The following is a 24745-nucleotide window of genomic DNA, read 5'->3' on the forward strand; positions in this document are numbered from 1 at the left end:
CCATGCACGCAGGTCAGGCAATCACCACCCAATGGGTCGTCATATGCGCGGCCGGTTTTTCGGCGCCCTCGGCGAAGATCAAGATATCGCCATAGATCATCCGCTTGCCTGCCTTCACCACCCGGGCCTGTGCCACCAGTGGGCCTGGGCCGGCGGGGGCCAGAAAATTCACATTCATGCTGCTGGTCACGCTGTTGTCGCGCCCGGCATTGGTGGAGAGCAGCGCGGCCCAGAACGCCATATCCGCCAGGCCCATCAGCACGGGGCCTGAGATGGTATTGCCCGGCCGCAGCAGATCAGCATGGGCAGGCAGGCGCAGGGAGGCCTGGCCGCCCTCGGCTGCCAGCAATTCCACCCCCCAAATCCGGGTGAGGGGTAGATGCTCATGCATGAAGGCCTGCAAAATTTTGATGTCGTTCATGCCGGCTCTCCTGCGATAGCCCGGCCAAGGCAAGGGTTGGCCCCCATCCAGTAGCAAAGATCCGCCGGGCGATTGATGGCAAATAGGGAAAAATCCGCCCGCAGTCCGGGCGCCAGTACGCCACGGTCGGCCAAGCCCAGGGCTGCCGCCGCGTGGCGGGTGACGCCCAGCAGTGCCTCGGGCACGGTCATGCGGAAGAGGGTGCAGCCGAGGTTGAGCATCAGCAGCAGCGAGCGCGCCGGGGAGGAGCCGGGGTTCATGTCGGTGGAGAGCGCCATGCGCACCCCCAGCCGGCGCATCGCCGCCACATCCGGATGGGCGGTCTCGCGCAGGGTGAAGGCGGCACCGGGCAGCAGCACGGCCACCGTGCCGGCTGCCGCCATGGCGGCCAGACCCTGCACGTTGGCGCGTTCGAGATGGTCGGCGCTCAGCGCGCCATGGGCGGCGGCGAAGGCGGCGCCACCCTGGTCGGTCAATTGGTCGGCATGCAGTTTCACCGGCAGGCCGGCGGCTTTCGCGGCGGCGAAGACCCAGGCGGTTTCCTCATTGGTGAAACCGATGGAATCGGCGAAGGCATCCACCGCATCGGCCAGCCCCTCGGCGGCGGCCAGTGGAATGATCTGCTCGGCGACGGCCTTGGCATATTCTGCCCGGCGGCCGGCATATTCCGGCGGTGTGGCATGGGCGGCCAGCAGGGTGGTTCGCACATCCACCCGGCGCTTGGTCGCCAGCGCGCGGGCGACGCGCAGTTGCTTCATCTCATTGGCGGCATCGAGACCATAGCCGGATTTGATCTCGATGGTGGTCACCCCCTCGGCCAGCAGGCCGTCTAGGCGGGGCAGGGCGGATGCCATCAGCGCGGCCTCGCTGGCCGCGCGGGTGGCGCGCAGGGTGGAGAGAATGCCCCCGCCGGCGCGGGCAATTTCCTCATAGCTGGCCCCGCCCAGGCGCTGCTCGAATTCCGCCGCGCGGTCGCCGCCGAAGACCAGATGGGTGTGGCAATCGATCAGCCCCGGGAGCAGCCAGGCGCCGGCGCAGTCGAATTCCTGCGCCGCCGATTGCGGCAGCGCGGCCAGCTTTCCCACCCAGGCGATGCGGCCATCATTGACCGCCACCGCGGCATTTTCGATCACCCCCAGCGCGTCATCGGCCATGGTGGCGGCGTGGCAGTTCAGCCAGACTGCATCATACATTCAGAATTCTCCGCTCAAGGCTGAGAAGCGCCCGGCGCGCACCAGGGCGGAGACGGCGGCGATATCGGGGGCCATCAGCCGGTCCCTCTCCCAGAAGCCCGCCACGCCGCGCACCAGCGCATGCGCCGCCTCCAGCCTGGCCGAACTGCGCAGCGGCCGGCAGAAATCCACCGCCTGGGCTGCCGCCAGCAGCTCGATCGCCAGCATATCGGCCAGGTTGCGGTACATGGGCCGCAGCCGCAGCGCCGCGCCGGTGGCCATGCTCACATGATCCTCCTGATTGGCCGAGGTGGGCAGGCTGTCGGTCACTCTGGGGTTGGCGAGGTGGCGATTTTCCGCCGCCAGGGCGGCGGCAGTGACCTGGGCAATCATGAAGCCCGAATTCACCCCGCCCTCGCGCACCAGGAAGGCGGGAAGGCCGGAGAGGGCGGGGTCGATCAGCAGCGCCACCCGCCGCTCGGAGATCGCGCCGGTTTCGGCCAGGGCGAGGGCCATGTGGTCAGCCGCGAAGCCCACCGGCTCGGCATGGAAATTGCCGCCGGAGAGCACTTCGCCGTCCACCACCAGCGGGTTGTCGGTCACCGCATTCGCCTCGCGCTCCAGGATGGCGGCAGCATGGTCGAAGGCATCGAGGCAGGCGCCCAGCACCTGGGGCGTGCAGCGGATGGAATAGGGGTCCTGCACCCGCGGGTCATCCACCCGGTGGCTTTCGCGGATCGCGCTGCCGGCCATCAGCCCGCGCAAAGCTGCGGCCACGCGAATTTGCCCTGGCTGGCCGCGCAATGCATGGATGCGTGGGTCGAAGGGCGTGTCGGAGCCGCGCAGCCCCTCAGTGGCGAGTGCGGCGGCGACCAGCGCGGTGGCAAAGAGCCGCCGGCCGCGAAACAGCGCATCAAGTGCGATGGCGGTGGAGACCTGGGTGCCATTGAGCAGCGCCAGCCCCTCCTTTGGCCCCAGCACCAGCGGTGGCAGGCCGATCTGGCGCAGCGCCTCGGCCGCAGGCACCTCCACGCCGCGCAGCAGGGCGCGGCCCTCGCCCACCAGCACCAGCGCGAGATGGGCCAGCGGCGCCAGATCGCCCGAGGCGCCAACCGAGCCGCGCGAGGGGATGATGGGCAGGACATCCTCGTTCAGCAGCAGGATCAGCGCCTCCACCACCTCCGGCCGCACGCCGGAGGCGCCACGCGCCAGGCTCAGAGCCTTGAGGGCCAGCACAAGGCGGACGATGCGCGGCGCGAGTTTCTTGCCCACCCCCGCAGCATGGCTGCGCAGCAGGTTGAGTTGCAGCGCGGCCAGGGCCTCAGGCGCGATGGAGGTCTGCGCCAGCTTGCCGAAGCCGGTGTTGACGCCATAGAGCGGCGCGCCGCTGGCCAGCGCCGTGGCCAGGCTGGCATGGCTGGCCTGGACGGCGTGCTGCCAGCCTGGCGCGAGTTCGAGCCTATTGCCCTCGCCCACCGCTCGCAGGGTGTCGAGGCTGGCCCGGCCCGGGGTGATGGCGTCACGCATGCGTTGTGACCTCTGGTTGCTGCATCATAGGGCCAGCTTGCAGCCCCGCGCCGGCTTTGCAACCGCTAAACAAAGACGGCCTCGCGGCCTTAGGCAAACAAAGACGGCCGCGCGGCCTCAGGGCAGAGATGGTAGGTCGAGGCCAAATTCCCGGGCGCAATCGCGGGCAATGTCATAGCCGGCATCGGCATGGCGCATCACGCCGGTGGCGGGGTCATTCCACAGCACGCGTTTGAGCCGCCTTGCGGCATCTGCCGTGCCATCGGCCAGAATCACCATGCCAGAATGCTGCGAATAGCCCATGCCGACGCCCCCGCCGTGATGCAGGCTGACCCAGGTGGCGCCCGATGCGCAATTCAGCAGGGCATTGAGCAGCGGCCAATCGGATACCGCATCCGAGCCATCCATCATCGCCTCGGTCTCGCGGTTGGGCGAGGCGACGGAGCCACTATCGAGATGGTCGCGGCCGATCACCACGGGGCCTATTTCGCCCCGCGCCACCATCTCATTGAAGGCGAGGCCCAGCCGGTGCCGCTGCCCCAGCCCCACCCAGCAGATCCGCGCCGGCAGGCCCTGAAAGGCGATGCGCGCGCGGGCCATGTCCAGCCATTGGTGCAGATGCGCATCATCGGGGATCAATTCGCGCACCTTGTCATCGGTTTTGCGAATGTCATCCGGGTCGCCGGAAAGCGCGGCCCAGCGGAAGGGGCCGATGCCGCGGCAGAAAAGCGGGCGGATATAGGCCGGCACGAAGCCCGGAAAGTCGAAGGCGCGGGCCAGCCCCTCATCGCGGGCGACCTGGCGGATATTATTGCCGTAATCGAGCACGGCGCTGCCCATTTTCTGGAAATCGAGCATGGCCTGGACATGCACGACCATGGATTTTTTGGCGGCGGCGGCCACGGCGGCGGGGTCGCTTTCGCGCTTGGCCTCCCATTCGCCCACGGACCAGCCGGCGGGCAGATAGCCATTCACCGGGTCATGCGCTGAGGTCTGGTCGGTGACGATATCGGGCACCACGCCGCGGCGCACCAGTTCGGGGAAGACCTCTGCGGCATTGCCGAGCAGGCCGACGGAAATCGGGCGGTCGGTGCCGCGGATCATCGCCAGCGCGGTGTCGAGATCATCGGCCTTATAATCAAGGTAGCGGGTTTCCAGCCGCTTCTCGATGCGGCTGGCCTGGCACTCCACCGCCAGCACCGAGGCGCCGGCGAACACCCCGGCCAAGGGCTGGGCGCCACCCATGCCGCCCAAACCGCCAGTAAGAATCCATCGGCCGCGCAAATTGCCGCCAAAATGCTGGCGCCCGGCCTCGACAAAGGTCTCATAGGTGCCCTGCACGATGCCCTGGGTGCCGATATAGATCCACGAGCCGGCGGTCATCTGGCCATACATCATCAGGCCGAGGCGATCGAGCTTGGAAAAATGTTCCCAATTGGCCCAGGCGGGGACGAGGTTGGAATTGGCGATCAGCACACGCGGCGCATCGGCATGGGTTTCGAAAACACCCACCGGCTTGCCGGATTGCACCAGCAAGGTCTGGTTTTCCTCCAGCCGCTTCAGCGTCTCCACGATGCGGTCATAGGAATTCCAGTCCCGCGCCGCGCGGCCGATGCCACCATAGACCACAAGCTCGCCCGGCCTTTCGGCCACCTCATCATCGAGGTTGTTCATAAGCATGCGCAGCGGCGCCTCGGTGGACCAATGCTTCGCGTTCAGCGTGAGGCCGCGCGGGCTGCGGATGGATGGCGCGTTGCGCAGACGGGGGTTCATCAGGCACCCTTTCGATAGGAAAAAGCCTGTGCGAAGCGGCCCAGAATATGCGCGCCGCAGGTGGTGGCCTCATAGCGCGGCTCGGTGGCACCCAGCGCCCGCGGGTCGATGGGGGCGGCGAAATTCGGGTCATAGAAGGTGGCGATGGAAAACCGCTCATGCCCCGAGCGGTTGACCACCCGGTGCGGTGTGCTGGCGAAGCGGTCATTGCTCCAGCGGCCCAGCAAATCCCCCACATTGACCACCAGCGTGCCGGGCAGGGGAGGGGCGGGGATCCATTCACCCGTGCTGCGCTCGCGCACCTCCAACCCCCCGCTATCATCCTGCCAGAGCAGGGTGATGCAGCCGAAATCGGTATGCGGTGCGACGCCGAAGCCATCATGGTCATCGGGGGGCTGCGGCGGGTAGAAAATCGCCTGGGTGCGCTGCAGGGGCAGGGTATAATGCGGTGCGAAGAAATTCTGCGGCAGGTCCAGGCTCAGCGCCACCGCCTCCAGCAGCCTGGCACCGCAGCGCGCCATGGCGGCGAAATAGGCCTCCATGGCCGGGCGCAATTCGGGCACCGCCGCCGGCCATTGATTGGGGCCGCGCAGTTTTTCACCGGCCAGTACCGCCGGGTGCTCCTCCGCCAGGTCCAGGCCGATGGAGAAGAATTCCTTGAGATCGGGCTTGGTTGCGCCCTCCATCACCGCGCCGCCGGCGGCATGCCAGCCGCGATGGACGAGATTGGCCCGGGTCAATTGCTTGACCTCCGGCGGCTGGTGGAAGAAGTGCCTGGCCGCCGCTGCGGCCTGCGCGATCACCTGAGGAGCAACACCATGCCCGCGCAGATAGAAAAACCCAGGCCCTGTGCAGGCCGCCCGGATTTCTGCCGCCACCGAAGGCAAATCCGCTCCGGTCATGTCGATCACCGGCAGGGTATTCTGGACGACTGGGTGGGGCATGGTGCATCCTTGGACAATTAGGTTCAAACTATGCCCGTGGCCTGACAGGTCAACCGCCAGGACCGACATCCGGAGAGCATGATGACAAAGCCCCTTCTCACCCGCCGCGCCGCCGGCCTCGCCGCAGCCGCCGTGCTCGCGCCGCTGGCCGGCGCGCGCGCCAATAACCTGGACAAGGCGCGCCGCGCTGGCGAGTTGCTGATCGCCACCGAACTCCATTTCGCCCCCTTTGATTTCACCGAGGGCGGCCGCCAGGTGGGCATGAACAGCGAACTCTTCGCCGTGGTAGGTCAGGTGCTGGGCTTTCGCATTCGCTTCCAGGACCTGCCCTGGCCGGGTGTTCTCCCGGGCCTGGAGGCAGGGCGTTTTGACCTTGTGGCCGGCCCCGCCACCATTACCCGTGCGCGGATGGAGCGCTACCGCTTCACCGCCCCCATCGCGAACGCCACGGTCGCGCTGCTCAAGCGCAGCAATGACAGCACGATCGGCAAGCCTGAGGACATCAACGGCAAGACCGTCGCCTCCGCCCAGGCAACTGCCCAACTCGCGCAGTTGCAGGCTTACATCGCGCGGATGAACTTCAACACCCAGGTGCGCGAATACCAGTCCTTCAGCGAGGCCTATGCGGACCTCGCCGCCGGGCGCGTCGTCGCCGTCGCCAATTCGCTGCCCAATCTCGCCTATGTGGCGCAGCAGCGTCGCGGCGCCTTTTCGGTGGTGAGCCCGCCCTTCGGTGCATCGCTGTATTTCGGCTATCTGGGCCGCAAGGATGCCGAAACCGCGCCGCTGATCGATGCGATCGATGGTGTGATCGACACCATGCGCAGCGATGGCCGGCTGGCCGCGCTGCAGACCAAATGGTTCGGCCAGAGCTTTGAGGTTCCGGCCCGGGTGGTGGAAGCCAACGCCTGAGCTGGGATTTTCTGGCCGAGGCGCTGCCATCGATGATGGCAGCGACCTGGGCGACCATATGGATCTCCGCGCTTGGCATCGCCATCGGCTTCTCGCTGGGGGTGCCGATTGCTGTGGCGAGCCTGCGCGGGCGCGCTTGGGCGGCGGTTTACATCAGCTTTTTCCGCGGCGTACCAATGCTGGTACAATTGCTGCTCGCCTATTACGCGCTGCCCTTCATCGGCATAGACCTGCCGGCCATTGTGGCCGCCGTGGGCACGGTGGGGCTGTGCTGTGCCGCCTATATGGGTGAAATTCTGCGCGGCGGCTTTGCCCTGGTGCCCAAGGGCGGGGTGGAGGCGGCGCGGCTGCTGGGGCTTTCGCCCCGGCAGATATTGCTGCGCATTCAACTGCCCATTGCCGTGGAGGCCATGCGCCCGGCCATTATCAATGAGGCGATCCTGATCGTGAAAGCCTCCTCGCTGATCTCGGTGGTGGGGATTTTGGAACTCACCCGCAGCGCCCAGGCCTTGGCGTCGAGCACCTTCGAGCCTCTGCCCTCCTATGCGCTGTGCGGGGCGATCTATCTCATCATCAATGTCTCGCTCTCCCTGCTCGCCAGGGGGCGCGCGGTATGATGCAGGCCTTGCAGGATAGCCTGGTCGCCACCGCACAGGGCCTGCCGGTGACGCTGGCGATCTGGATTGCCGCGGTGCTGCTGGGCATGGCCGGAGGGTTTGTGGTTGGCGCCTTGCGCTTCTTCTCGCCATGGCCCTTGGCCCTGCCGCTGAGCGTGGCGGTGGAGGCGGTGCGCGGCACGCCGTTTTTGGTGCAGTGCTTTTTGCTCTATTTTGGTGGGCCCTTCATCGGCATTGATCTGGCACCGCTGACGGCGGGGCTGCTGGCGCTCTCGGTTTATGGCGCTGCCTATTTCTCCGAGGTGTTTCGCGCGGGCTTCATGGCGGTGCCGCCGGGGCAGTTGGAGGTGGCGCGCATGCTGGGGCTCTCCCGTTTTCAGGCGGTGCTGCGCATCATGCTGCCGGTGATTGCGCTGGGCGTGCTGCCCTCACTGGCCAATCTCTGCGTCATCCTCATCAAGGAAACCGCCGTGCTGTCGATCATCACCGTGCCCGAGTTGACCTTCCGGGTGCAGGGCGTGGGCACCGCCACCTTCGCCTTCGCCGAGACCATGCTGGTGCTGGCACTGGTCTATTGGGCGCTGGCGGAACTCACCGCCTGGGGCGCACGCGCGGCGGAGCGGCGGATTGAGAGGGCGCTCGCGGCATGAGCCCGATACTTCAACTGCGCGGCCTGCAACGCCGCGTGGGTAGCACCGAGATCCTGCGCGGCATCGACCTCGACGTGATGCCCGGCGAGGTGATCGGCGTGATCGGCCCTTCGGGTTCCGGCAAATCCTCATTGCTGCGCTGCATTGCCGGGCTGGACGAGATTGTCGGCGGCAGCGTGCAGGTGGAGGGCCGCGCCACCCAGCCCGGCGATGGCGCCATTGGCATGGTGTTCCAGCAGTTCAATCTTTGGCCGCATCTCTCCGCCCGCGACAATGTCTCCCTCGCGCTGCGCCTGGTGCGCAAAATGCCGGCGGCGGCGGCGGCAGAAAAGGCCGAGGCGGCACTGGCCCAGGTGGGGCTGGGCGCGCTGGCGGCGCGCAAGCCTGCGGCGCTGTCCGGCGGGCAGCAGCAGCGCGTGGCGATTGCCCGCAGCCTGGCGATGGAGCCGCGGGTGCTGCTCTTTGATGAACCCACCGCCGCGCTGGATCCCGAACTCACCACCGAGGTGCTCGATGTGATCCGCAACCTCGCGGCGAGTGGCACCACCATGCTGGTGGTGAGCCATGAGATGGGCTTTGTGGCTGGGCTGGCGCATCGCGTGGTGTTTCTCGACCATGGTCAGATGGTGCAGACTGGCACGCCGCAAGTGATATTTTCCGAGGCGGCGGAGCCGCGCATTCGCAGCTTTCTGCAGACCTATCTCAGCCGCGTGGCCTGGGTGCAGGGCTGAGCGCCAGACCCAAAAAGCGCCCCCCCTTCGCGCGCTGCCGGTTTTTGCTCAGGCTCTGAGTATCGCCTCGACGATTTCCTGAACCTCCAGCGCCTCGCTCAGCGTGGCGAGGTGATGCGCCTCGCCGCGCGTCATCGCCGCCACCGCCTGCAATTGGCCGCGCAGCACCATGGGGCGCATTTTTTCATTGGGCAGCGCATCGGCCGCCTGGGCCCAAAGCCCGTCAGCTCCCGCCCGCTCGGCGAAGGACCAGTCGCGCAGGCGGATGGCGCCATTCAGGGTCCAGCAATTATGGTCGTCCTTGGTGGTGATGCCGACACCGCCGGTGAGGCTGACCGGCAGGCCACCCGCCGTCAGGCGTGCGGTGATTGCGCTCTCCGCGCCATCGCCTTCGGGGTAGTTTGCGCTGGCATCTTGCAGTGCCAGCGGCCCCAGCATGCGTCGCGTCAGGAACAGAAAATGCGAGACCACCTCGCGGGTGAAGCCGCCCTCGGCGCGGCGCGCCAGCCAGCCCGCGGCATCCTGCTGCCAGGGGCGTGGCCAGGTGGCGAAGGCGACCTCGATGGCGAGGGATTGCGGCGTGAGCCCCTCCTTCCAGGCGACAAGCTGTGCCACCGCCGGGGATGAGGCCATGGGGAAATTCACCGCCGCCCGCGCGCCGGCAGAGGCGGCCACCAAGGCCCGGGCGGCGGCAAGGTCGGTGGCCAGTGGCTTCTCCAGAAACACCGCTTTGCCGGCGGCCAGCGCCGCCTCGGCCAGGGGCACATGCGCCGCAGGCGGGGCTGCGACATAGAGGCAGTCGCACCCCGCGATCACCGCCTCGGTCGAGCCCAGCATGGCCGGCGCCCCGGCCACAGCCGCGAGCCGTGCCGCAGCGGCCGATGATGGGTCCCACACGCCACTGGGCGTGACGAATTCCCCGGCGTGTTCGAGTGCGGCACGCAGCAGGCGCTCGCCCATGATGCCAAAACCGATGATACCCAGGCGGATGGGGGTGGTCATGCAATGCCTCTCTGAAACCCAGCAAAGCTAGCCGTGAAGCGGGCGAGCCGCCATGCGGGTGACATCGGATGCGTTCCGCTGCCTCCCCAAGGCCCAGAGCGCCCACATGGCGCAGGGTGCCGTGGGATCAGGCGAGGCACTCCTCGCTGATCGAGCGCAGATCAACCTCGAAGGCGAGGCCGGTGACAGGCGGATGCGCCGGCACCAGCGTCACCCCGCCCAGGTTCAGCGGTGCGGCCCCCAGCACGGTCTGCAGCACCGGTGCCAGCGGATGGATGGTATAGGCCTGTGCGCCGCTGATGCGCGCAGGCTCGGCGCCGATCTCGCTCATCCGTGCCTGCAACTCGGCCATCACATATTCGGCCTTCACCAAAAGACCGGCCTCCGAGACATCATCGCCGCCGACGATCCCCTGCTCCCAGGGCACACCCTGGCGGCTTTCGGGCTTGCCGGAGATGAAGAAATCCTCGCCGCCGCCGGAGACCTCCACGGTGAAGGTCACTGCATAGAGCGCCACCTCGGCCGGGGGGGAGAGGATGGGGGCGAGGTTGCTGCGGCCGATCGGGTAGGGTTTTGCCGCAGCGAAGCCATTGTCGCGCAGCGCCGCCAGATAGCGCTCATTGAAGGCCAGGAATTCATCGCGCGGCAGCGGCAGGGGGGAGCGTAACTCGCACAGCGCCAGCGCCTCCAACGGCCGCCCCGCCGCGGTGATGATGCGCGCGGCCGCGGCCAGCCCCTGGGCCAGCGGCATGGGGGCGAGGAAGCGCACGCGGCGCAGCGCAAAGCCTGGCTCGGCGGCGATGGCGTTGGAAAATTGTCCGCCCGGCAGAAAGCGGAAGCCGCCGGCAGGGAAGGGGGTGGCGATAGACATGGTTGCTCCTCGGTGTGGCCGTGCCGGCTGACACTATCATCGTGCCACGCCCCCGGGCGATCGGGAAAACCGCCCCTGCCATGCATCGCGCGGCGGGCGCAAGCCGGCTAGATAAGGGATCGGAGGTGCGCATGGTCGTATTCTGGGCAAAACAGGCGCTGTTGCCATCGGGCTGGGCCAGCGATGTGCTGATCGAGGCCGATGCCGCCGGCAGCATCACCGCATTGCAGCCTGGCGCGCCGCCCGGGGCGGCCCGGCGCCTCGGCCTCATATTGCCCGGCATGCCCAATCTGCACAGCCACAGCTTCCAGCGCGCCATGGCCGGCCGGGCCGAGCGGCGCAGCGCCACGGCCGATAATTTCTGGACCTGGCGGGAGGCGATGTACGCCGTTGTCGCCCGGATGAACCCGGACCGCGCCGAGGCGGTGGCGGCGCAGATGCAGATGGAATGCCTGGAGCGCGGCTATACCCATCTTTGCGAATTCCATTACCTGCATCACAGCGCTGACGGCACGCCCTACGCCACGCGTGAGGAAATGGGTCTGCGCCAGATTGCCGCCAGCGCCCGCACCGGCATCGGGCTGACGCTCTTGCCCAGCCTCTACCGCCATGGCGGGATTTTTGCGGCCGATCCGCTGCCCGGGCAGCGGCCCTTTCTGCATGATCTGGATACCTACATGGCCATGATGGCCGATTTGCGCCGCCACACCTCCCCGCTGCTGGCGCTGGGTTTCGCCCCGCATTCGCTGCGCGCCGTAACACCGGAGATGCTCGCCGCCATCGCCGCCGAACCCGCGCTGCCCATCCACATGCATCTGGCCGAGCAGCAGCGCGAAGTGGCGGAATGCGAGGCCGTGACCGGCCTGCGGCCCGCCGCCTGGATGCTGGCCCATGGCTTTGCCGGCCCGCGCTGGGTCTTCATTCATTCCACCCATCTTGATGATGCCGAGGTGGCGGGGCTGGCCGCGAGCGGCGCGGTGGCCGGGCTTTGTCCGCAGACTGAGGCCTCGCTGGGCGATGGCATTTTTCGGCTGCCGCAATGGCGGGGCCGGCTGGGCATTGGCAGCGACAGCCAGGTTTGCCTCGATCCGGCGCAGGAGTTGCGTCAGCTCGAGACCAGCCAGCGGCTGAAGCTGCAACTGCGCGCCGTGGCAACCTCCGAGGCCTCGCCCCACCCTGCGCGGCAGCTTTTCGATGCTGCCCTCGCCGGTGGCGCTCAGGCCGCGGGCGCGGCGATTGGCGGCCTCGCGCCGGGCCTGCGCTGCGACTGGGTGGAGTTGGACACCACCAACCCCGACCTGCTGGGCCTTGCGGGGGATGCGGCGCTGGATGGATGGGTTTTTGGTCCCGGCCGGGGCGTGGTGAAGAGCGTGGCGGTGGCGGGCCAGGTGCTGGTGGAAAGCGGCCAGCACATCCATGCTCGGCAGATTCGTGAGGAATATATCAAGGCCATGAGGGAGATCTGGGCATGAGCCAAACCGAGAGAGAATGGGCGGCGCCGCGCTCTCGCGCCATGGCGGGGCTGTGATCCATTGATCACCACCGATTTCTCTGGCCCCTTCGCCCGCGTCACCGTGGCGAATGACCGCAAGCTGAATACGCTGGGTAGCGGGCTGCTGCTGGCGCTGGCCGAGGCCTTTGCAGCCGTCCCGGCCTCTGCCCGCGCGGTGGTGCTGACCGGCGAGGGTGCGCGTGCCTTCATCGGCGGTGCTGACATCACCGAAATGGCGCGGGTGGAAACCCCAGCCCAAGGCCAGGGCTTCATCGAGCGGGTGCACGCCGCCTGTGCTGCCATCCGCGATTGCCCTGTGCCGGTGATCGCCCGGATCAATGGCTGGTGCCTGGGTGCCGGGCTGGAGATTGCCGCCGCTTGCGACCTGCGCATCGCCGCCGATACCGCGCAATTCGGCATGCCGGAGGTGCGGGTTGGCATCCCTTCGGTGGTCGAGGCCGCCCTGCTGCCAGGCCTGATCGGCTGGGGCCGCACCCGCCGTCTGCTGCTGCTGGGCGAGACCTTTTCCGCGGCCACCATGGCGGAATGGGGTTTTTGTGAGCGCGTGGTGGCGCCCGATGCGCTGGAGGCCGCCTGTGGCGAATGGTGCGAGTTGATCGCCCATGCCGGGCCGGTGGCGATCCGCAATCAGAAGGCGCTGATCCGTCAATGGGAGGATCTGCCGCTCTGCGAGGCGATTGCCGCCGGCATCCCCGCCTTCGCCGCCAGTTGGCACACCGATGAACCGCGCGAGATGATGGCGGCCTTCGTCAACCGGAAGCGCTGAACCGCTTCTTCAGCGGGATCGCCAGCAGCGCCAGCGCCGCCAAACCGCAAAGGGCGGCAATGATCTCGGGCGTGAGAATGCCCGAGAGGCTGGGCGTGCCGCCTGCATCCAGCACCCGGCCCAGCCCCGCCCCGCTGAGCGCGAAGACCGCGGTGCCGGGAATAATCCCCAAGGCAGTGGTCACGATGAACACCACAGGCCGCACGCCACAAAATGCCGGCACCAGATTCACCAGGAAGAAGGGAAATAGCGGCACCAGGCGCAGTACCAGCAGATAGGACCAGGCATTGGCCTGGATGCCGCGCGCCAGGCCCTCGGCCTTCGGGCCCAGTTTTTGCAGCGCATCGGCGCCGAAGACACGCTGGGCGAAGAGGAAGAGCAGCGTGGCGCCCATGGTGGCACCTAACACGGTCAGCGCCGTGCCCAGCACCGCGCCGAATAGAAACCCCCCGCCCAGCGTCAGCCACACCGCACCCGGCAAAGCGAGGGCCGCCACCACCGTGTAGATGGCCACGAACCCCCCCGCCGAGAGCAACGGATGGCCCGAAACCCATGCCGAAAGCGTCACCCGGTGCCGCGCCAGCGTATCGAAGGACAGCCATTCCCCCAGGCCAGAAAACCGTAGCGGCAGCAACAGCGCCACAAGGGCGAGAGCGATCCAGAGCTTTTTCACGGCAGGAACCTTTGCGTGAGGCCGACGAAAAATCGCGTCTTCGCGCCATAAAGCGTGGGGGTGAACCATGCCCCTGCCGCCCTTCGGCCGATTTCGGCCAAGGTGGGGTAGGGGAAGGTTACACCCGCGATGGCGCCAATCTTCATCCGCTGCTGGATGGCCAGGCCCCAGAGGCTGATCATCTCGCCGGCACCCGGGCCGATGATGGTGGCGCCCAGGATGAGCCCCTTGGGGCTGAGCACCAGCTTGATCAGCCCTTCGCTCACGCCCTCGGCCTGCGCACGGTCATTACCCGAGAAAGGCTGGAGAAGGGTTTTGCAGCCCGGCGCCTGTGCCTCGGTCAGGCCGGCATGGGCCAGTTCCGGGTCGGTATAGGTCACCCAGGGCAGGGCACGATAATCCATCTTCGCCGGAAGGCCGAACAGCGCGCGGCGGATCACCACCCCGGCATGGGCCCCGGCGATATGGGTGAATTGTGGCCCACCCGCGCAGTCGCCAATGGCGAAAGCGCGTGGGTTGGTGGTGCGCAGCGCCGCATCCACCGTGATGCCCTGTGGCGTGAAGGCAATGCCTGCGGCGTCCAGCCCCAGCCCATCCACTACGGCCTGCCGCCCGGCGGCGACCAGGATATGGCTGGGCTCTACCATTCCATCCGCCAGGGTGATGCGGCCTGGATCGACGCGGGTGATCGCCGCCCCTGCGATGATCCGCACACCCTCGGCCGCCAGGGCTGCGCGAAGTACGGCCACAGCCTCGGGCTCGTCTTTGGGCAGGATCGTGGCGCGTTCCAGCACGGTCACCTGGCTGCCGAGCCGGCGAAACGCCTGGGCCATTTCCAGGCCGATCGGCCCGCCACCGATCACCGCGAGATGGCGTGGCAATTCGCGCAAGCCGAACAGCGTCTCATTGGTGAGATGGGGCGTCGCCGCCAGGCCGGGAATGGGTGGCAAAGCCGCGCGCGAGCCAGTGGCGATGATAAAGCGCCGTGCTGCAATGCGCTGGCCGCCCGCCTCCACCTCGCCAGGGCCAGTGAAGCGCGCCGGGGCCTGAATGATGGTGCAGCCCAGCCCCTCAAAGCGCGCCACACTGTCATGCGGCGCGATGGCGCCGATCACGCCATGGACATGCGCCATCACCTGGGTGAAATCGACCCGCGGCTCCACCGGGGCCACGCCGAAACGACCGCCACTGCGCTGCGCCTGTGCGGCATGGGCAGCGGCGAGCAGCGCCTTGCTCGGCACGCAGCCGGTGTTGAGGCAATCGCCGCCCATGAGGTGTTTTTCGATCAGCACCACCGCCGCACCCATCTGGGCTGCCCCCGCAGCCACACTCAGCCCGCCGGAGCCGGCGCCGATAACGCAGAGATCGGCTTGCAGAATGCCATTCTTCAGGTGAGGTTTGCGGGACATGCGTGGCCTTCGGTTTGGAGGTCGCGGTCAGGTGGGGTGGTTTGGATGCGCGTGGTCGGGCTGATGTGCAAGGCGCCGCGCCCTGGCTATGCCAAAACCCGGCTGGCCGCCAGTTTGGGCGCGGCCCGGGCGGCCGAATATGCCGAAGCCTTCCTGGCCGATAGCGCGGTGCTGGCCAGCGCGCTGGGGGCGGCCACAGCGTTTTTCGCCCCCGATGATGGCGGGGCGGAGGTGGCCCGCCTGCTGCCGCCGGCCATGCGCCTGCGCCCGCAGGTGCCGGGTGATCTGGGCATGCGGATGATCGCGGCCTTCGCGGCCCTCTTCGCCGAGGGCAGCCCGGCCTTGCTGATGGGCACCGATAGCCCGGACCTGCCGCCCGCCCTGATCGAGGAGGCATTTGCCGCGCTGGCCGACCATGATGCCGCTTTCATCCCCGCGCATGATGGCGGCTATTGCGCGGTGGCCCTGCGCGCCCCGGCACCCCATCTGTTCCAGGGTATTCCCTGGAGTTGCGCTGAGACGCTCACCGCCACCCTGGCGGCAGCGGGGGAGCTTCGCATCCACCTCACCGCCCCATGGCACGATATTGACGAGGCCGAGGACCTGGAAAAACTCCACCTCGCCGCTGCCCCCTTCACCCGCCGCGTCGCAGCGCCGCCAGGCTGAGCACCAGCCCGCCGCCCAAGGCCAGCACGGCCAGCGCCAGCGGCAGGCCCCAGCCCGGCACGGCCTCCAGCAAGAGCCCGCCCAGCGGCGCCCCCACCGCGCCGCCCAGAAGATAGGCGGTGTTCAGCCCCGCCATGCCCAAGGCGCGCGCCGGGCCGGCAAAACGCTGCACCGCCCGCACCATGCCCAGCGTATAAATCGAGCCCGCCGCGCCACCCCAGACCGCCAGCACCGGCCAAATTCCCCAGCCCGGCGCCAGCCAGGGCCAAAGGAGCGAACCCAGCGCCACCACCACCGCACAGCCCAGCAATGCGCGATGCGAGCCAAAGCGATCCGCCGCCCGCCCCACCGGGTATTGCGCCAGCATATTGCCAAAGCCCGTGGCCACCACGATCGACGCCGCCGCCGTTGCCCCCAGCCCCATGGCCAGCCCCTGCACCGGGAAGACGGCACCCGCCGTGCTCTCCAGCGCGCCGCAGAGCAAGGCAGCGCCGGCGGGGGCGAGCATCATAAGCGCCACCGGCCGCAGGCGTGGGATGCTGATGCGCATGCGACGCGGCACCGCGCCCACCACCTCGCGCAGGCGCAGTGTCAGCAGCAGGCCCAGCCCCATCAGCGCGGCGCAGCCGGCAAAGGCACTGGCCTGCACGCCGGTCAGCCACAGCATGGCCGGCCCACCGCCAATCGCGGCCGAGACGAAGGTTTGATAGAGGCCCAGGAACCGCCCCTCCTGGCCTGGCTTCGCCATGGCACCGGCCATGGCATCGGCGGTGGTCCAGGTCAGGCAGGAGGCTGCACCCAGCACTGGTCCGATGACGAACCAAAGCCATAAGGGCGGGTCCAGCGCCAGCGCCAGCAGCGCAAGGCCGCAGACCAGCCCCGCCGCCTGATGCAGCCGCAGCGCGCCACCAATGCGCCCGGCAAACCAGGGCGTGCCCGGCGCTGTGAGCAGCGCCGCCACCCAGACCGAGGCGGCATAAAGCCCAACCAGCGCCGGCGAGGCTCCAGCCTCGGTCAATAGCACCGCCGCCAGCGGCGTGCTCATCCACACCCCGGCAAAGGCCAGGGTGGCCGCCGCGATGAAGGTGGCGGCGGCGAAGCGGATGGGGGGCGCGCTCAGGCCACGCTGCCCGGTGCGGTATTGCTGCCGCAGACCAGCACGCCCACCCGCGCACCGGGTGGCGGCACAAAGGCGCCGCTGCGCAAGGCGGCCAGGGCCGCGGCACCGCCCGGTTCGGCCAGCACCGCGCATTCCGCCCAGAGCCAGCGCTGCGCCTCGCTGATCGCGGCGTCACTGACCAGCACGGATTGCGCGACATGGGTTTGAGCGATGGGGAACATCAGCCCGCCCACCTGGCGCGCCCCCAGGCTATCGGCCGCGAGGCCGCTGACCGGCACATCCACCGGCCGCCCGGCGGCCAGCGCCGTATGCAGCGCGCAACTGGTCTGCGGCTCCACCGCCACGACTTGCGTTGTGCTGCCGGCATACCAGGCGGCCATGCCGCCGATCAGCCCGCCGCCGCCCACCGCGACCAGCACATGGGTCAGTTCGGGCGCCTGCTCCTGCCATTCCAGCGCCACCGTGCCCTGGCCGGCCAGAATCTCTGGCTGGTCATAGGCATGCACGGCAAGCGCGCCGGTCTGCGCCACATGAGCCTGCGAGGCCGCCAGCGCATCGGCATAGCCGGCACCGCCCACCACCAGCCGCGCGCCGAGCGCCGCAATGCGCGCCTGTTTGGCCGGGCTGCTGACCTCGGGGACGAAGATCGTGGCCTGCACCCCCAGCGCGCGGGCTGCCAAAGCCACCGCCACCCCGTGATTGCCGCCCGAGGCGGCGACCACGCCGGCCGAGAGATCGCCCGCCTGGCGCAGCCGGTTGAAGGCGCCACGCGCCTTGAAACTGCCGCCGCGCTGCAATTGTTCGAGCTTCAGGCAGAGCCCATCCTCCAGCCGCAGAATGGGGGTGCGACGTATATCGCCGGCGATCCGGGCATGGGCGGCGGCGATGGTGGTTTGGGTGATGCTCATGGCATTGCTGCATGCCCGCACAGGCGTCTCTCGCCAAGGCCGGCGGGCCACACTTTCGCCTTGAGCACATTTCCGGCATAAAGCTTTTCGGAATGACCCCCCGTCCGGAATTCAACCCATGCGTCTCCATGCGTCCTGCATCTCCTTCGGGGGCGCGGGCGTTCTTCTCCTGGGTGTGCCCGGATCGGGCAAATCCTCCCTGGCGCTTCGCATGATGGAGCGCGGCTGGGGCCTTGTTGCCGATGATCAGGTGGACCTCGCCGCCACGGAGGATGGCCTGATGGCGGCAGCGCCGGCGGAATTATCCGGTATGCTGGAAATCCGCGGCCTGGGTATCTTTGAAGGCCTGGCCGCGGCACCCGCCCGTCTGGCCTTGGCTGCGCGGCTGCGCCCGGCCTCGAGCATTGCCCGGCTGCCGCAGCCCTCGCGCTGGCAGGCGCTGGGCCGCGATGTGCCTGAATTTCCGCTTGATGCCGCCGATGTCGCTGCGCCGGAAAAACTCTCCTGGGCGCTGCGCGCGGCGCAGGGTGGGTTGCGCCAGCGCGCGGGTGCCTTCGCGCCATGACCCGCCCGGTGGTGATCATCACCGGACTGTCGGGCGCGGGGCGCGCCTCCATCCTCAATATGCTGGAAGACCTCTCCTTCGAGACGGTGGACAACCCCCCGCTCGCGGTGCTGGAGGCGCTGCTGGGCGATGGCGACCTGCCGATTGCCGTGGGGGTGGATACACGCTCGCGCGGGTTCGACCCGCCGGCGCTGCTGAAAATTCTGGAAAGGCTGCGCCTGCGGCCCGATCTCGCGCCCACGCTGCTCTTTGCCACCGCCGAGGATGCGGTGCTGCTGCGCCGCTACACCGAGACCCGCCGCCGCCACCCCCTCGCCCCTGGCGGGCCCTTCGGCACCAGGGTGCAGGATGGCATTGCGCGCGAGACGCTGCTGATGGCGCCGCTGCGCGAGGCAGCGGATCTTTTGGTCGATACCACCGATGTGCCGCTGCCCGAATTGCGCCGCCGAATGGAGGCGGGTTTTCGCCCCGAGGGCGCGCCGGGCCTGTCCATCACGGTGCAGAGCTTTGGCTTTCCCAAGGGCCTGCCGCGCGAGGCTGATCTGGTGTTCGACATGCGCTTCCTGCGCAACCCGCATTATGTGCCGGCACTCAAGCCACTCACCGGTCGCGACGCCGGGGTGGCTGAATATGTCGCTGAGGATGCTGCCTTCCCCGCCTTCTGGCAGAATTTGACGGCGCTGCTGGACCCGTTGCTGCCGCGCTACGTGGCCGAGGGAAAGAAATATCTCACCATCGCGGTGGGCTGCACCGGTGGGCGGCATCGCTCGGTTTTCGTGGCGGAGAAGCTCGCAGCCCATCTGGCCGAGACCTCCTCGATGCATGGCTGGCGGGTGGAGTTGGCGCACCGGGAATTGCCCGAGATCGCGCGCGGGTCTAACACGCCGCACGCTGAAAACGGCCACCCCGACTTGCTTCCTGATATCGCCCCCCGTGACACCCATATGACGACTGTTGAATGACCCATAACGCCAGAATCCCCCGATGATCGGCCTTGTCCTTGTCACCCATGGCCGCTTGGCTGAGGAGCTGCGCCTGGCCATGGAGCATGTGGTGGGCCCGCAGCGTGCCGTCGCCACCGTGTGCATTGGCCCGGAGGACGATATGGAAGGCCGGCGGAGCGATATTCGTGAGAGTATCGGTGCGGTCGACCAGGGTGATGGCGTGGTGCTGCTGACCGATATTCTGGGCGGCACGCCCTCCAACCTCGCCCTCTCCTTATCCAACGGAAAGGTGAAGGTGATTGCCGGTGTCAATCTGCCTATGCTGGTGAAGCTTGCGAAGATACGTGGCAGCGAGCCGCTGATGGAGGCGGTGGACCACGCTGCCCAGGCGGGGCGGAAATATATCACCGCGGGCAATGACCCGCCGGGCCAAGCTCAGAAGGGAACGCGTTGATGGACCAGCCGCCGGCGATCGCCCCGACCCAGGACCCGGATTGTGGCTGCCCGGAGCCGGGCAATGGCGCCCATGTGTTGCGCCGCCAATTGCTGATCAGCAATTCCCGCGGCCTGCATGCTCGTGCCGCCGCCAAGCTCGTGGCGGTGGCTGAGCGCTACTCCGCCTGCATGCATGTGCTGCGTGATGGCCAGGTGGTGCCGGCCTGTTCCATTATGGGGCTGATGATGCTGGGCGCGGGCCAGGGCAGTTCCATCGAGATCACCGCCGAGGGCTGGGACGCGAAAGAGGCGCTCGAAGCCGTGGCCGGCCTAGTCGAGGCCGGCTTCAATGAAGACTGAGCCTAAGCCGCGCAGCAAGAAACCCACCAAGGAAGCGGTTTTTCGCGGCATCGCCGTCTCGCCGGGCATCGCCATCGGGCCGATCCATGACACCAGCGAGGTGGCAACCGATGTGCCTCGGCGCGTCATCACGCCGGCCGAGGTCGAGGCTGAGCGCGAAAAGCTGAACCAGGCCGCCGCCACCGCGCGCAAACAGGTCACCAAGCTCAAGACCAGGCTGAATATTCTGCCTGAGGAGGCGCAGGAGGAACTCGCGCCGTTGCTCGATGCCTATATCCTCATGCTGGGCAATTCCCGCCTGCTGCGGGGCGCGCGCAAACGCATCGGCGATGCCGGCTTGGGCGCTGAAACGGCGGTGCTGGACGAGGCGGAGGAGATCGCCGCCCTCATCCTGGCGACAAAGGATGACGACAAGGCCGGCCTGCTGCGCCGCGCTGGCGAGGTGCGCGAGATCGGACGCCGGCTGATCCGCACCCTCACCGCCACGCCCTTTCGCTCGCTGAAGGACGTGCCGCAGGGGGCGATCCTGATCGCCGAGGAAATCACCCCCGCCGATGCCGCCCTGCTCGACCCGGCGCGGATCGCCGGTGTGGCGACGGAGGAGGGCGGGGCGGATGGCCATACCGCCATCATGCTGCGCGCGCTGGGCATTCCCGCCGTGCTCGGCTGCCATGGCTTGACTGAGGCGGCCAGCCGGGGTGACCAGGCGGTGCTGGATGGCGGCACCGGGAAGGTGGTGCTGCACCCTGGCGAAGCCGCGCTGGTGGCCGCCCGCGAGGGCCTGGCCGGCTATGCGCGGGAGCGCACCAAGCTGGGCAAGCTGCGCCGCCTGCCGGCCGAGACCACCGATGGCGAAGTGGTGGAATTGCAGGCCAATCTGGAAATTCCTGCCGAATTGCCGCTGATCGCCCAGGCCGGCGCCCAGGGCATTGGCCTGCTGCGCTCGGAATTCCTTTTCATGAACCGGCCCGAATTGCCCGATGAGGATGCGCAATTCGACGCCTATCGCAGCATTGTCGAGGCCATGGCCGGCGATGCCGTCACCATCCGCGTGTTGGATTGGGGCGGCGAGAAGGATATGGAGGCGCTGGGGCAGGGCGTGCCCGCGCATACCGGCCCCAACCCGGCGCTGGGCCTGCGCGGCATCCGCTTGCTGCTTAAGCGGCCAGAACTGCTGGAGGAGCAATTCGCCGCAATCCTGCGGGTTTCAGCCCGCGGGCCGGTGCGGGTGATGCTGCCGATGATCACCATTCCCGAGGAAGTCGCCCAGGCGCGGGAAATCTATGAGCGCGTGGCCCGAAGGCTGCGCCGGCGCGGCGAGGCGCTGCCGGAAAAACTACCGCCGCTGGGTGCGATGATCGAAACCCCCGGCGCCGCCCTGACCGCGGACGCCATTGCGCTCGAGGCGGATTTCTTCGCCATCGGCACCAATGACCTCGCCATGTACACCCTGGCGGTGGATCGGGCGGAGACCGATGTGGCCCATCTCTATGACCCGCTGCACCCCGCCGTGCTGCGCCTGGTGCAATTTGCCACCGAAGCGGCGCTGCGGATGCGCATGCAGGTCAGCGTCTGCGGCGAGATGGCGGGCAATCCGCGTTTGGTGCCGCTGCTGCTGGGTTTGGGCCTGCGCAGCCTGTCGATGAATGCCAGCGCGATACCCCGGGTGAAGCAGGCGATCCGGGTGCTCGATATCGACGATTGCGCCCGTTTCGCCCGCCGGGTGATGGAGCAATCCGACCCGGCGCGGATTCGCGAGTTGGTGGCCGCCTTCGGTAACGATAAGGCCAAGCCTATTTCGTGACGAATGCCTTCTCCAGCACATAGCTGCCGGGCTGGTTGTTGGTGCCTTCGACAAAACCCAGTTTTTGCACCAGCGCCTCGGTATCGGCGTTGAAGGCCTCTGAGCCGCACATCATCACCCGGTCCAGTGCCGGGTCGAGCGCGGCCAGACCGGTTTGAGCATAGGCTGCGCCGGTCTCGATGCGGGTGGTGATGCGGCCTTGCACGGGGAAGGGCTCGCGCGTCACCGAAGGGGCATAGATCAGCTTTTCGCTCGCCCATTCGCCCAGCAATTCATGGGCGGGCAAATCCTCGGTGATATATTGCCGATAGGCCAATTCACTGACCTGGCGTACGGTATGTGCCACCACCACACGGTCGAATTTTTCGTAGGTATCGGGGTCGCGGATCAGGCTCATGAAAGGGGCGAGGCCGGTGCCGGTGGCCAGCATCCACAGGTTGCGGCCGGGCAGCAGGTTTTCCACCACCAGCGTGCCCACCGGCTTGCGGCCGATCAACACCTTCTCACCCACCTGAATATGCTGCAGCCGCGAGGTCAGCGGGCCGTTCTGCACCTTGATGGAGAGGAATTCCAAACCCTCATCCCAGGGGGGCGAGACCATGGAATAGGCCCGCGTGAGCGGCTTGCCCTCGACCATCAGGCCGATCATGGCGAATTGCCCGGCCACGAAGCGCAGCGCTGGGTCGCGCGTGCAGCGAAAGCTGAACAGGGTGTTGTTCCAATGATGCACCCAGGTCACGTCTTCCTGATAGAAGGCAGCGAGGGCTTTGGCGGAGGCTGTGTCGCTCATGCCACCGGGTATGCTGCGGCGCGCTGCGGTGCGCAAGTTTGTCATCCGTCAGGGCAGGGTTGTGCGCCGGCGGGGCGCGCCGCACCATCATGCCATGCTGCATTACCCGCCCCCGTCAGACCCCAATACCAATCCCCCTGTGGGCCCGCTGGCGGACACCACGCCGCGCCCCATCCCCGCCCGCGTGCCCCATAAGGGCCGCAGCGTGGACCTGGAGCCGCTGCATGTCCGCCACGCCGCGGAGCTCTTCGCTGCCGCGCAATCGGATCGTGATGGCAGTTCCTGGCCCTATCTCGGCTATGGCCCCTTCGCCGATGCCGCCGCCATGCGCGCCTTTGTGGGCAATTTTGCCGCGACCCATGACCCGCTGGCCTGGGCCATCCGCCCCCATCGCAGCGGCACCGCCGATGGCTGGCTGACCCTGATGGAAATCCACCCCGCCCACGCCCATATCGAGATTGGCAATATCTGGTTCAGCCCGCGCATGCAGCGCAGCCGCGCGGCGACGGAGGCGATGTTCCTTCTCATGCGCCACGCCATGGAAGATTTGGGCTACCGCCGCCTGACCTGGAAATGCAATGCGCTGAACGCGCCGAGCATCCGCGCCGCTGGCCGGCTGGGCTTCACCTATGAGGGCACGCTGCGTGACCTGCTGGTGGTCAAGGGACGCAGCCGCTCCACCGCCTGGTTCAGCATCCTGGCGGCGGAATGGCCCGCACTGCAGGCGCGAATCGAGGCCTGGCTGGCGGATTCCAATTTTACCCCCGACGGGACGGCAAAGACCCGTCTTGGCGGCTGAAATGACTGAGCAGCCTGTTCCGCTCGCCTCGGCTCACTGCACAGGCTCTAAGCTTTTGTTTGTCGAGCATCTTTATCCGCTCAAACGAGTCCGTTTGAACGGATGATGCTCTAACCCCTAAACGCGCTCTCCAGCCGGTCCAGCACCGCCTGCTCGCCATGTGAAATACGCGCGCCCAGGCCCAGAAAGCCGCCCGAGATCCGCGCCACCGCCCGAGCCTCCTCCAGCAGGTGATGGCCCAGCGCTGTCCTGGCCTCGGGCGCCATATGCGCCGCCAATGCGCCTGCATAGGCCAGCCAGGCGGCCTCCAGCGCCGGTAGCGGCGCCGCCTGCAGCCAGGATTCCAACATGGCCATGCCAGCACCGCCCGGGCCTAGTCCGGCCTTTGCGCCTTGGCGCAGCACCGCCTCCCGCTCGGCGTCGCTGACCACACCATCGGCCCAGGCCACCATCACAAGAGGGGCCAGCGTCAGCGCCGCCAGCGTCCCGGCGCTCAGCCCGAGCGTATCCAGCAGCGCAAGCTTGCCTGCATCATTGATACCGGAGGCTTCAGCCAGGGCTGCATGCGCCATGGCGGTGGCATCGGCGGCGATCAGACGCTGCCGCAATGCCTCGTTGTAACGCAGGAAGAATTCCTCCTCGAGCGCTATCCGCCTTTGTTCCAAGATATTCATCGCCGGCCCTCCATTCCGCTCCCACGCTAGGTGCCGGGGGGCTGGCCTGCCTTGATCGGGGTCAATGCCCCGTGGCTCAGAGGCTCTCCCGCGTCACCCCGCCCGGCGGGGGAGGGGCGGCGCGCTCGCCCTCCACCAGCCAGTCACGCAGGGCGCGGCGCAGCTGGAATTCAAATTCGGTGTTGAGGTCGAAGGTGGCGCGGCGCAGCAGGCTCGTGGCGGTGCGCTCGCGGGCGGCGAGGTTGCTTTCGCTGGGCGCGGTGCGGCTTACCGTTGCCTCGGCGAAGCCCAGGCGCAGGTCATTTGCACCACGGATTTCGAGCCGGCAGGTCAGGGTGCAGTTCAGCCGCTCGCCCGGGTCGGAGGCGAAAATCCCGCTCTGGCTCGGCAGGCGCTCGCGCAGAATGGCGGCGCGCAGGGTGATGAAACGCGCGCTGTGCTGGGTGCCAAAGGCGGCAAGACGGTCCCGGCCCATGATCTGCACCGCCTCCGCCGCACTGGGCCGCAGGCTGCGCCCCACATCGGTGGGCCCGGCATTGGGGCGGGTCTCGTCGATATCGATGCTGGCCACATTCAGCCGCAGCTTGGGCAGGTAGGAATAGCTGATCTCCGGCCCTTCAGGTGCCGGGGGTGGGCTTGCGGCGCAGCCGGCCAGAACACCCAGCGGCGGCAGCAGCAGAAAATGGCGACGTTTCATGA

27 protein-coding genes are annotated in these 24745 nt (G+C 67.9%); 13 read left to right on the top strand and 14 right to left on the bottom strand.

The window, feature by feature from the left end:
- Positions 1–13: 13 nt before the first annotated feature.
- The 5 genes from ABWP84_RS01160 to ABWP84_RS01180 form a co-directional block, all read right to left on the bottom strand.
- Positions 14–421: a PaaI family thioesterase gene (locus tag ABWP84_RS01160; RefSeq protein WP_353210151.1), complete on the bottom strand. Its 408-nt coding sequence runs from the start codon at positions 419–421 to the stop codon at positions 14–16.
- Complete coding sequence (gene hutI / locus ABWP84_RS01165) at positions 418–1614, bottom strand: imidazolonepropionase (RefSeq protein ID WP_353210152.1); 1197 nt, start codon at positions 1612–1614, stop codon at positions 418–420. The genes ABWP84_RS01160 and hutI overlap by 4 nt, the downstream gene beginning before the upstream one ends.
- Positions 1615–3120 carry a histidine ammonia-lyase gene (hutH, locus tag ABWP84_RS01170; protein WP_353210153.1) on the bottom strand — a complete coding sequence of 502 codons (1506 nt, stop codon included), beginning with the start codon at positions 3118–3120 and terminating at the stop codon, positions 1615–1617.
- A gap of 117 nt (positions 3121–3237) precedes the next feature.
- Positions 3238–4893: a urocanate hydratase gene (gene hutU, locus ABWP84_RS01175; protein WP_353210154.1), complete on the bottom strand. Its 1656-nt coding sequence runs from the start codon at positions 4891–4893 to the stop codon at positions 3238–3240.
- On the bottom strand, positions 4893–5837 hold the full coding sequence (locus tag ABWP84_RS01180; RefSeq protein ID WP_353210155.1) for a 2-oxoglutarate and iron-dependent oxygenase domain-containing protein: 945 nt from the start codon (positions 5835–5837) through the stop codon (positions 4893–4895). Before ABWP84_RS01180 ends, hutU begins: the two co-directional genes overlap by 1 nt.
- An 81-nt stretch (positions 5838–5918) precedes the next feature.
- On the opposite strand from ABWP84_RS01180, the gene ABWP84_RS01185 reads away from it, so the two are divergent.
- The 4 genes from ABWP84_RS01185 to ABWP84_RS01200 are packed head-to-tail and all read left to right on the top strand — an operon-like array spanning position 5919 to position 8747.
- Positions 5919–6749 carry a transporter substrate-binding domain-containing protein gene (locus tag ABWP84_RS01185; protein ID WP_353210156.1) on the top strand — a complete coding sequence of 277 codons (831 nt, stop codon included), beginning with the start codon at positions 5919–5921 and terminating at the stop codon, positions 6747–6749.
- 32 nt (positions 6750–6781) lie between these two features.
- Positions 6782–7366, top strand: coding sequence for an amino acid ABC transporter permease (locus ABWP84_RS01190; RefSeq protein WP_353210157.1), 585 nt, complete (start codon positions 6782–6784; stop codon positions 7364–7366).
- A complete protein-coding gene (locus ABWP84_RS01195; protein WP_353210158.1) occupies positions 7363–8016 on the top strand; it encodes an amino acid ABC transporter permease in 654 nt (217 codons plus the stop codon). Before ABWP84_RS01190 ends, ABWP84_RS01195 begins: the two co-directional genes overlap by 4 nt.
- Positions 8013–8747, top strand: a complete 735-nt coding sequence (locus tag ABWP84_RS01200) for an amino acid ABC transporter ATP-binding protein (RefSeq protein WP_353210159.1) — start codon at positions 8013–8015, stop codon at positions 8745–8747. The genes ABWP84_RS01195 and ABWP84_RS01200 overlap by 4 nt, the downstream gene beginning before the upstream one ends.
- Positions 8748–8795: 48 nt before the next feature.
- Here the strand turns inward: ABWP84_RS01200 and ABWP84_RS01205 are convergent, their stop codons facing one another.
- Both ABWP84_RS01205 and ABWP84_RS01210 read right to left on the bottom strand, forming a co-directional pair.
- Complete coding sequence (locus ABWP84_RS01205) at positions 8796–9749, bottom strand: Gfo/Idh/MocA family oxidoreductase (protein ID WP_353210160.1); 954 nt, start codon at positions 9747–9749, stop codon at positions 8796–8798.
- Between the two features lie 127 nt (positions 9750–9876).
- Entirely contained in the window at positions 9877–10620 is a 744-nt protein-coding gene (locus tag ABWP84_RS01210; protein ID WP_353210161.1) for a hypothetical protein, read from the bottom strand.
- A gap of 131 nt (positions 10621–10751) precedes the next feature.
- Between ABWP84_RS01210 and ABWP84_RS01215 the strand changes: the two genes are divergently transcribed.
- Positions 10752–12092 (top strand): formimidoylglutamate deiminase, encoded by a 1341-nt coding sequence (locus ABWP84_RS01215; RefSeq protein WP_353210260.1) that lies wholly within the window; start codon positions 10752–10754, stop codon positions 12090–12092.
- A 60-nt stretch (positions 12093–12152) separates the two neighbouring features.
- Positions 12153–12899 (top strand): enoyl-CoA hydratase, encoded by a 747-nt coding sequence (locus ABWP84_RS01220; RefSeq protein ID WP_353210162.1) that lies wholly within the window; start codon positions 12153–12155, stop codon positions 12897–12899.
- On the opposite strand, the gene ABWP84_RS01225 is transcribed toward ABWP84_RS01220, so the two are convergent.
- Together ABWP84_RS01225 and ABWP84_RS01230 are read right to left on the bottom strand one after the other, a co-directional pair.
- Positions 12883–13572, bottom strand: coding sequence for a VTT domain-containing protein (locus tag ABWP84_RS01225; protein ID WP_353210163.1), 690 nt, complete (start codon positions 13570–13572; stop codon positions 12883–12885). The two genes, ABWP84_RS01220 and ABWP84_RS01225, sit on opposite strands and share 17 nt — an antisense overlap.
- Entirely contained in the window at positions 13569–14981 is a 1413-nt protein-coding gene (locus ABWP84_RS01230) for an FAD-dependent oxidoreductase (protein ID WP_353210164.1), read from the bottom strand. Before ABWP84_RS01230 ends, ABWP84_RS01225 begins: the two co-directional genes overlap by 4 nt.
- A gap of 45 nt (positions 14982–15026) precedes the next feature.
- Here ABWP84_RS01230 and ABWP84_RS01235 point away from each other — a divergent pair, with 45 nt between their 5' ends.
- Positions 15027–15647, top strand: a complete 621-nt coding sequence (locus tag ABWP84_RS01235) for a TIGR04282 family arsenosugar biosynthesis glycosyltransferase (protein ID WP_353210165.1) — start codon at positions 15027–15029, stop codon at positions 15645–15647.
- Here the strand turns inward: ABWP84_RS01235 and ABWP84_RS01240 are convergent.
- Together ABWP84_RS01240 and ABWP84_RS01245 are read right to left on the bottom strand one after the other, a co-directional pair.
- Positions 15616–16692: an MFS transporter gene (locus tag ABWP84_RS01240; RefSeq protein ID WP_353210166.1), complete on the bottom strand. Its 1077-nt coding sequence runs from the start codon at positions 16690–16692 to the stop codon at positions 15616–15618. The genes ABWP84_RS01235 and ABWP84_RS01240 overlap by 32 nt on opposite strands.
- 71 nt (positions 16693–16763) lie before the next feature.
- Complete coding sequence (locus ABWP84_RS01245) at positions 16764–17675, bottom strand: serine/threonine dehydratase (RefSeq protein WP_353210167.1); 912 nt, start codon at positions 17673–17675, stop codon at positions 16764–16766.
- A 118-nt stretch (positions 17676–17793) separates the two neighbouring features.
- On the opposite strand from ABWP84_RS01245, the gene ABWP84_RS01250 reads away from it, so the two are divergent.
- From ABWP84_RS01250 to ptsP, 5 genes are read left to right on the top strand one after another with little or no spacing between them, the layout of a single operon-like run.
- Positions 17794–18240, top strand: a complete 447-nt coding sequence (locus ABWP84_RS01250) for an HPr kinase/phosphatase C-terminal domain-containing protein (RefSeq protein ID WP_353210168.1) — start codon at positions 17794–17796, stop codon at positions 18238–18240.
- Positions 18237–19202: an RNase adapter RapZ gene (gene rapZ, locus ABWP84_RS01255; RefSeq protein ID WP_353210169.1), complete on the top strand. Its 966-nt coding sequence runs from the start codon at positions 18237–18239 to the stop codon at positions 19200–19202. Before ABWP84_RS01250 ends, rapZ begins: the two co-directional genes overlap by 4 nt.
- Before the next feature lie 22 nt (positions 19203–19224).
- On the top strand, positions 19225–19638 hold the full coding sequence (locus tag ABWP84_RS01260; protein WP_353210170.1) for a PTS sugar transporter subunit IIA: 414 nt from the start codon (positions 19225–19227) through the stop codon (positions 19636–19638).
- The gene (locus tag ABWP84_RS01265) at positions 19638–19979 is read left to right on the top strand and encodes an HPr family phosphocarrier protein (protein ID WP_353210171.1); all 342 of its coding nucleotides are present in this window, start codon (positions 19638–19640) and stop codon (positions 19977–19979) included. The genes ABWP84_RS01260 and ABWP84_RS01265 overlap by 1 nt, the downstream gene beginning before the upstream one ends.
- Positions 19969–21783 carry a phosphoenolpyruvate--protein phosphotransferase gene (gene ptsP, locus ABWP84_RS01270; RefSeq protein ID WP_353210172.1) on the top strand — a complete coding sequence of 605 codons (1815 nt, stop codon included), beginning with the start codon at positions 19969–19971 and terminating at the stop codon, positions 21781–21783. Before ABWP84_RS01265 ends, ptsP begins: the two co-directional genes overlap by 11 nt.
- Here ptsP and ABWP84_RS01275 read toward each other — a convergent pair.
- A complete protein-coding gene (locus tag ABWP84_RS01275; RefSeq protein WP_353210173.1) occupies positions 21773–22573 on the bottom strand; it encodes a ferredoxin--NADP reductase in 801 nt (266 codons plus the stop codon). The genes ptsP and ABWP84_RS01275 overlap by 11 nt on opposite strands.
- Positions 22574–22583: 10 nt before the next feature.
- Between ABWP84_RS01275 and ABWP84_RS01280 the strand changes: the two genes are divergently transcribed.
- Positions 22584–23372, top strand: coding sequence for a GNAT family protein (locus ABWP84_RS01280; RefSeq protein ID WP_353210174.1), 789 nt, complete (start codon positions 22584–22586; stop codon positions 23370–23372).
- Between the two features lie 110 nt (positions 23373–23482).
- On the opposite strand, the gene ABWP84_RS01285 is transcribed toward ABWP84_RS01280, so the two are convergent.
- Complete coding sequence (locus tag ABWP84_RS01285; protein ID WP_353210175.1) at positions 23483–24046, bottom strand: hypothetical protein; 564 nt, start codon at positions 24044–24046, stop codon at positions 23483–23485.
- Positions 24047–24122: 76 nt separating this feature from the next.
- Positions 24123–24743: a hypothetical protein gene (locus tag ABWP84_RS01290; RefSeq protein WP_353210176.1), complete on the bottom strand. Its 621-nt coding sequence runs from the start codon at positions 24741–24743 to the stop codon at positions 24123–24125.
- Positions 24744–24745 lie beyond the last annotated feature (2 nt).

It is taken from the genome of Rhodovarius sp., assembly GCF_040399605.1.
In the GTDB taxonomy this organism is placed as follows: Bacteria; Pseudomonadota; Alphaproteobacteria; order Acetobacterales; family Acetobacteraceae; genus Rhodovarius; species Rhodovarius crocodyli_A.